Here is a 6,252-nt window from a genome sequence, read left to right as displayed (position 1 = left end):
AGCCAATTAGCATATTTTTTCATAGTTTTACTCCCTTTCTAATGACCTGTTTCCCCAAAGCAGGTCTTTTTTATATCTCGCTTCTCTTTTCATCATTTTTTCACCATAAAGGTATAAGATAGTACTTGCGAAGCCAATTAGCATATTTTTTCATAGTTTTACTCCCTTTCTAATGACCTGTTTCCCCAAAGCAGGTCTTTTTTATATCCCGCTTCTTTTTTCACCATCTTTTCACCATAAAGGTATAAGATAGTACTTGCGAAGCCAATTAGCATATTTTTTTCATAGTTTTACTCCTTTGTGAAGACCTGCTTCCCCAGAGCAGGTCTTTTTTGTTTGATGTTTCTTTTCACTGTTTTTTCACTATTGGGCGGTAAGATAGTATATGTAAAGCCAATTAGCATATTTTTTCATAGTTTTACTCCCTTTCTAGTGACCTGTTTCCCCAAAACAGGTCTTTTTTTATTTTTTCTAAAAGCTTCCATCTTTTCACCGTTTTTTCACTTTTCTTTTGTATACTAAGTTTGTCAAAGCAATTTCATCATTTTTCATAAATGACCCCTATTTATTCCCCGCTTTTTGTGAGCGGGGCTTTTTTTGTAAGAAAAGCATATTTTCACCTTTTTTTTAAAAAAGCTTTTCTCTTTTCACCGTTTTTTCACTTTTCTTTTATATACTGTTCTTGTCAAAACAATTTCATCATTTTTCATAGATGTACCCTATTTGCACCCGCTTCTTGTAAGCGGGACTTTTTTTGTTTTCAGATAAAAAAAGCTTAACCCGGAGGTTAAGCTTTTTTCATCTGCTTGCGAAGAACAAGCATCATAATCGTAATAATGGTAAACGCAATAAACGCTAAAAAAGGAATGGTGATAAATCCAAGCCAGTTAATATATTGACCTGAGCAAGGAACACCGCTTGTACACGTTTCAAATGCTTTAAGAGCCGGTATCTTCTGCAGGCAATAATGATAGCCTGAGAGCGCCATACCAATCACCGAAAACGGCAGGACGTATTTGTAGATGAACGTATCATTCCGGTACACGGCTACACCTAGCACAATCGCGAGCGGATACATTAAAATTCGCTGATACCAGCAAAGTTCGCACGGGATAAAGTGAAGAACTTCACTAAACGTCAAGCTTCCAAGCATCGCGATAAGCGCTGTAATCCACCCGAAAACCAAAGACTTGTTCATTATTTGTTCTCCTTAGCCGCATCTTTGACCATTTGATCAAAGTCATCGATCGTTTTTCCTTCGAATTTTTTGCTGCCTACATAAATGGTTGGTGTACCTGTGATGCCTAAGTCATTGGCTGTCTTCATATCTTGATCAAACGTATCTTTTCCTTTTCCATCTTTAAAGGCACTCGCTACTTTTTTCGCATCGGCATCGCTTGACACTTCTTTCAGCGTATCTTCTAAGTAAGATTCCGTTAAGACATCTTTCTTTTCGTCCGCTGCGTTTTGCTTTTTATAAAGAAGTTCATGGAATTTCCAAAATGTATCGTTTCCAAGCTCTTTGTATACCGTTTCAGCAAACTCTGCTGCACGAGAAGAGTCGTTGTTAATAAACGCATAGTTCATAAAGTAGAATTTGACTTTGCCTGTATCCACATAATCTTTTTGAATTAGCGGGAAAAAGGATTCCGTGAAGTTTTTACAAGCCGGGCATTTGTAATCTCCAAACTCTACCACTTCTACCGGAGCTGACTCTTTTCCAAGATACGGCTGATTATCATATGTAAGAGCGGCCTTTTCATCTCCTCCGCCCTTTGACATATTCGAAAGGACGATTAACCCTAAAATACAGACCGCAATAATTCCAATCACCCAAAAAATCCACTTGCTTGAGGATGTTTGCTGATTGGGCGTTACTTTTTTCTTTTTCTTTGCTTTTGACACAATCTCATCTCCTTCTTTTCTTTCTCTCTTACAAACTTACAAAGCTGTTAGAGCGGTAAAAATCAGCGCACACAAAATAAAAAACACGTATAGCGACGTCAGCGTTAAAATAACAGGAGGCTGCATCGGCATTTTCGTTTCCGGATTTAAAATATATTGAATGCGATAATTAACCGACGTATCAGCAAACGATACGTGCGCACACGAGAGACTTGTCTGTCCCGTTTTCACCATTTTTAAAAGCGCGCTGCCGATGTGAGCAGGCGTGCCATTTTTCACAATGGCATCTTGATCAGCCAGCACTTCACGCATAACTTTGAAGCGTTTATGGCTCCATTTAATAAATGGAATATACCATAATGCAGAGGCAAGCGTACTTAGCAAAAACGTTTTGAGCGGGTCTTTGTTTGCAACGTGCGACTGCTCGTGATAAATAACGGCTTCGAGTTCATTTTCATCAAGCACCGACAGCAACCCTGTAGACAGGACGATATGCGGTGTAAACAGCCCCATCGTTAAGGCAATGGGCTGATCTGTTGTTAAGACCGTTAAATCCTTTCCGTACGCTTTTTGCAGGTCAGCCGTTGTTGTTTCATCTCGCAGCTTCGTAATCATTTTACGGACTTTCCGCATTTGAATCACTTGCTTTACAGCTTTAATGAACAGTACAAACATCGTGTGAAAAATAACGGCATTCAGCATGTATTCAATAAAAAACAAGCCGAAAAAGTGGGCTACTTTGTTACAAAGTAAAATTAAGTTAAACGATAAATTCCATCCAAACAGCAAATGCAGCACATACATCCCCATTTGCATAAGCAACGTCACGGCAATAAAAAAGCACAGGTTAAAAATAAGCTTAGAACGCTTTAGTATTCCTTGATTCATTGATTATTCATCCTTTTTTAACTGTTTGACTTTTGATTCGAGCATACTTAACAGTGAATCATCGACTTCTTCTAGCGCATCAAGCATATGAGTAACAGCAAGCGAGCCAAATTCATCGATCAGCTCGTGCGTTAACTCTTTCGACTGAGCGTCGATAAATTCCTCTTTAGAAAGAATCGGCTGATACATCGACGTACGTCCTTTTAAACGCTTTTGCAACACGCCTTTTTCCACCAATCGATTCATAACGGTCATAACGGTGTTGAAGTTAACTGTTTTTTCTTTCTCAAGCACGTGCTGCACGTCTTTAATGGACATTTCACTTCCGTTCCATAAAGCCGCCATAATTTTTGCTTCAAGCGGGCCAAAAAAGCGATTAAGGCCGGTTTCGTTAAATTTGAATTTTTCAATTTTCATATTCGACACCTCACACTACTAATTGTAGTGTGAGGTGTCAAATCCGTCAACTTTTCCATGAAAACCGCCTTACAATTGTCATAATCACTTTTTTACTTCATCGGTTAAATGCTGAATGGACAGCACAACTGTATCGAGCTTGGCTTCGATTCGGTGAAGTAAATAAAGCGTCACCACAATAGGAAACCCAACGTCTGAAACAAGCGTAAACCACTCTGCCATCTTCCTCTCTCCTTTTAAAAAAGCCCTTCGCACCGAAGTGGAAGGACTTTCATTTTTAAATCGTAAATTCGGTTACATTTCGCTCGACAATTTGGGCGCCTTTTCTGGCAACGAGCGCTCCGCCGCTTGAAGTAAAGACATCGCTTGCGATCAGCGCGTTCATTGCTGCTGTGATGGCTGCTGCGTCTAACGTATCTTTTGGTGATTCAATCGATAGGCTTACTGCTTTTTGTGACTCATTCAAAAACTGCATCGTTAAAGTTTTCATACTCTACCTCTTTTCTTATTTTAAAAGTGAAAACGTGACAACTTCGTTGATTTCAACAAGCGGCAGCGACTGCAGGCTGGCGATGGTTTCGCTTGCTGTAATGAGTGCATCTGCAGAACTTCCGGGCTGAATGTTCATATAGGATTTTGTCTTTAAATCGGGTTTTCCATCCTCTTTTATTCCTTGTTCTAATACTAAGCGAAGCTGGCTTGAATGCTGAATTTTTTCTGCCATCTTTTATTCCCCCTTTCACTTTATATATAGAAATGGAAATAGGAAAGAGGGATGATGGAAACATAAAAATTTTTGGTTTATAATGGGAGATAGTCTGAGTTAGAAAGAGGCTTTGGTAATGAGAAAGTGGAGCTTTTTATTTTTTGTTCTAGCATTCATGCATCCAGCTTCAGCACTTGCTGATGACGGTGCAGATGAAAAAAAGCTTGGTCCGTTTTACTACACGGTTTCTCATGATTATAGTCGAGAAAAATGGGATGTAGGGGTGTTAAATCAGCAAGACAAAACGAACATTCCTGAGACTGATTTGAACGATGAAACGCTAAAACTGTTTCAAAGCACGGTTGATGATTTAGCAGAGCTCGCGATTCGATTTGCTGCTATGAGCGTACTGCTTGTATGTTCACTCGTTGTTTTTACGTACTTTCGCATTCAAAAAAAACGCCCTTTTCTCCGCTTGTTTTTTATTTTTTCAAGCGTTGGCTTTCTATTTTGCGTCTATACATCATTGGAGTTATTTAAAAAAACTGAACAAGCAAAATCTTTATTTTACTTACTATGACTTGAAACCAAAAAAAAACCAGCCAATCGGCTGGTTTTTTCATGCATTTCTTACGGTTATGTAGTTCTGTTCATACGTCATTTCTTCCGTTTGCTTTTGCTGCTCCAAATGGTAATAAGCAGCGCATACTCCTCCTAATCCAGCAAGTGCTAGGACAATTAGAAGTATGGATGTCGCTTTTTTCATTACTTTTTCTCCCCTTATGTTTAACCCTACCTAGCAACGGCAGCTGTAAAAAAGAGTCCCCTTTCTCTTTTTCACTTGCTCATTACTTACGAAAGATATTATCATACTTTTTTTCATTTTTGTCATTTTTTTAGCTATTGTCAAAAAATTGTATATTTTATACTCGGTTTAACGAATGTTTAAGAAAGTCCATGGACTGGTTTTTTGAAAGCCCAAACGCCGTTACGATATAATCAACGTAGGCAAGAAGCTCGACGTTTCCCCCTAGTTTTGTTGTTTTAAATGATTGATTAAACCGATACTGCTTTTTATCTGAAAAGACGAGCCCTTCTTTCTCTAGAAATGTTTGAAACTGCTGATGCGGAAAGTAAAGCACATCATTTCGAACGTTCTCTAAATCAATTACAATAATCATGTCTTCGAGCTCAGTTTTTAATTCCATCATACAATCGATGTATCCGCCGATGCAGCTGATTAAAGATGTAAGAAAAAAGGGTCCGTTTATATATTGAAACTGCTCAAAAATCGTCTCATCAATGTAGCTTGAAATGCTGGATTTCAGCACGTCATGAATTTGTTTTGGTTCTTCCATATACGGAATAGGAATGTGAAACTTAGCCGATCCGTTATAAAACTGCTCCCACGCAATTGTTTTATCGTATGCATCAATTACATCTGTGCTTCGAAAAATGATGGATTCCGCTGAATAAGAAGCTTTGACAAACGGTGTATGCAGCATCACCGTACTCTCGTCGTCCAAACGATAGTGTTTTGGTTCGCTAGACTTGCTTAAAATATATTGCTTTAACCGTTCTTCTTCCATTTGTTCGATTAAATGCAAATCATATAGTGGCAGCACGTACATATTACACATCCCGTAATGAATATAGCTTTTCCCGTGCATCGGCCACTTTCTGTTATAGATAGACAGTTCTTTTGTGCAAAATTCCTCTATTCGCTGCGTTTGATCCTCCGATTTTTGATAAAGACGATCTAAATGATAGCGATCATCGATTTCCGTAACCGGAGATGTGCCGCTTCCAATTCTTCTGTAAATTTTCCCGTAAGACATGTACGGAGGGTTCGGACCTTCGGGAATCCAAATAACAAAAACACCTTGCCCGGGGTGATCTTCAGGTGATAAAAAGCGCGTAACGATACGAGGAATGGGATTGGTGACATCTTTCAGCATATTATTAATAAACAGCTCATATTCCTTGCGCTCGAGCAGGTTAATGGAATGGTCGTCTTCATCTACGCCAAAAATAAGCCACCCTCCTTTTTCATTGGCAAACGAAGCGATGATATTTGGGATTTTCCGTTTGACCGTTGAGCTTACTTCGCGCTTGAACTCAAGCTGGTAGCCTTCTTCTAAATGTTTTTCCATCATGCGCTGCACATCTGAAAACTCAATTTCTCCAATTGTTTTTTTCTTTCCGTCTTCGCTTATAAATGGTGAATAAAACGATTCTTCGTTCACTTGTCTTCCCCTCCTCACCACTTCTATTTAACTTATCCATATGATGGGAAGTAAAAAGACAGTCATATTTCTTTGATTTTTTTCAAAAAA

The 6,252-nt window shown here is 38.8% G+C and carries 10 protein-coding genes; 1 reads left to right on the top strand and 9 read right to left on the bottom strand.

Translation table 11 applies throughout. The features are described 5' to 3' along the window. Nucleotides 1-787: 787 nt before the first annotated feature. The 7 genes from ACH0CI_RS08365 to ACH0CI_RS08335 all read right to left on the bottom strand — a co-directional run bounded on the left by ACH0CI_RS08365 (nt 788) and on the right by ACH0CI_RS08335 (nt 3,934). Nucleotides 788-1,198: a disulfide oxidoreductase gene (locus ACH0CI_RS08365; RefSeq protein WP_028414446.1), complete on the bottom strand. Its 411-nt coding sequence runs from the start codon at nt 1,196-1,198 to the stop codon at nt 788-790. Further along, the gene (locus ACH0CI_RS08360) at nt 1,198-1,905 is read right to left on the bottom strand and encodes a DsbA family protein (protein WP_406901250.1); all 708 of its coding nucleotides are present in this window, start codon (nt 1,903-1,905) and stop codon (nt 1,198-1,200) included. The genes ACH0CI_RS08365 and ACH0CI_RS08360 overlap by 1 nt, the downstream gene beginning before the upstream one ends. 36 nt (nt 1,906-1,941) lie before the next feature. Continuing rightward, nucleotides 1,942-2,793, bottom strand: coding sequence for a M56 family metallopeptidase (locus ACH0CI_RS08355; RefSeq protein WP_028414448.1), 852 nt, complete (start codon nt 2,791-2,793; stop codon nt 1,942-1,944). A 3-nt stretch (nt 2,794-2,796) separates the two neighbouring features. After that, nucleotides 2,797-3,210 carry a BlaI/MecI/CopY family transcriptional regulator gene (locus ACH0CI_RS08350; protein WP_335387673.1) on the bottom strand — a complete coding sequence of 138 codons (414 nt, stop codon included), beginning with the start codon at nt 3,208-3,210 and terminating at the stop codon, nt 2,797-2,799. Between the two features lie 84 nt (nt 3,211-3,294). Then, nucleotides 3,295-3,432, bottom strand: coding sequence for a YvrJ family protein (locus ACH0CI_RS08345; protein ID WP_028414450.1), 138 nt, complete (start codon nt 3,430-3,432; stop codon nt 3,295-3,297). Between the two features lie 55 nt (nt 3,433-3,487). After that, entirely contained in the window at nt 3,488-3,700 is a 213-nt protein-coding gene (locus ACH0CI_RS08340) for a DUF2922 domain-containing protein (protein WP_013057867.1), read from the bottom strand. A 15-nt stretch (nt 3,701-3,715) separates the two neighbouring features. After that, nucleotides 3,716-3,934: a DUF1659 domain-containing protein gene (locus ACH0CI_RS08335; protein ID WP_013057868.1), complete on the bottom strand. Its 219-nt coding sequence runs from the start codon at nt 3,932-3,934 to the stop codon at nt 3,716-3,718. A gap of 118 nt (nt 3,935-4,052) precedes the next feature. On the opposite strand from ACH0CI_RS08335, the gene ACH0CI_RS08330 reads away from it, so the two are divergent. Then, the gene (locus ACH0CI_RS08330; RefSeq protein WP_028414451.1) at nt 4,053-4,496 is read left to right on the top strand and encodes a hypothetical protein; all 444 of its coding nucleotides are present in this window, start codon (nt 4,053-4,055) and stop codon (nt 4,494-4,496) included. 39 nt (nt 4,497-4,535) lie between these two features. Here ACH0CI_RS08330 and ACH0CI_RS08325 read toward each other — a convergent pair whose 3' ends face one another. Together ACH0CI_RS08325 and ACH0CI_RS08320 are read right to left on the bottom strand one after the other, a co-directional pair. Beyond that, a complete protein-coding gene (locus ACH0CI_RS08325) occupies nt 4,536-4,682 on the bottom strand; it encodes a hypothetical protein (protein WP_165351766.1) in 147 nt (48 codons plus the stop codon). 157 nt (nt 4,683-4,839) lie between these two features. Continuing rightward, nucleotides 4,840-6,162 (bottom strand): AlbA family DNA-binding domain-containing protein, encoded by a 1,323-nt coding sequence (locus tag ACH0CI_RS08320; protein WP_224980261.1) that lies wholly within the window; start codon nt 6,160-6,162, stop codon nt 4,840-4,842. Nucleotides 6,163-6,252: the final 90 nt, after the last annotated feature.

The organism is Priestia sp. 179-F W1.4 NHS, assembly GCF_045369295.1.
GTDB lineage: Bacteria > Bacillota > Bacilli > Bacillales > Bacillaceae_H > Priestia > Priestia zanthoxyli.
The sequence above is the reverse complement of the archived record's forward strand: the minus strand, read 5'-3'. Positions and strand labels throughout refer to the sequence as shown.

Excerpts from the sequence above, each read along its gene's own strand:
- ACH0CI_RS08365 (WP_028414446.1), bottom strand. The coding sequence starts at position 1,198 with ATGAACAAGTCTTTGGTTTTCGGGTGGATTACAGCGCTTATCGCGATG.
- ACH0CI_RS08355 (WP_028414448.1), bottom strand. The coding sequence starts at position 2,793 with ATGAATCAAGGAATACTAAAGCGTTCTAAGCTTATTTTTAACCTGTGC.
- ACH0CI_RS08350 (WP_335387673.1), bottom strand. The coding sequence starts at position 3,210 with ATGAAAATTGAAAAATTCAAATTTAACGAAACCGGCCTTAATCGCTTT.
- ACH0CI_RS08345 (WP_028414450.1), bottom strand. The coding sequence starts at position 3,432 with ATGGCAGAGTGGTTTACGCTTGTTTCAGACGTTGGGTTTCCTATTGTG.
- ACH0CI_RS08340 (WP_013057867.1), bottom strand. The coding sequence starts at position 3,700 with ATGAAAACTTTAACGATGCAGTTTTTGAATGAGTCACAAAAAGCAGTA.
- ACH0CI_RS08335 (WP_013057868.1), bottom strand. The coding sequence starts at position 3,934 with ATGGCAGAAAAAATTCAGCATTCAAGCCAGCTTCGCTTAGTATTAGAA.
- ACH0CI_RS08330 (WP_028414451.1), top strand. The coding sequence starts at position 4,053 with ATGAGAAAGTGGAGCTTTTTATTTTTTGTTCTAGCATTCATGCATCCA.
- ACH0CI_RS08325 (WP_165351766.1), bottom strand. The coding sequence starts at position 4,682 with ATGAAAAAAGCGACATCCATACTTCTAATTGTCCTAGCACTTGCTGGA.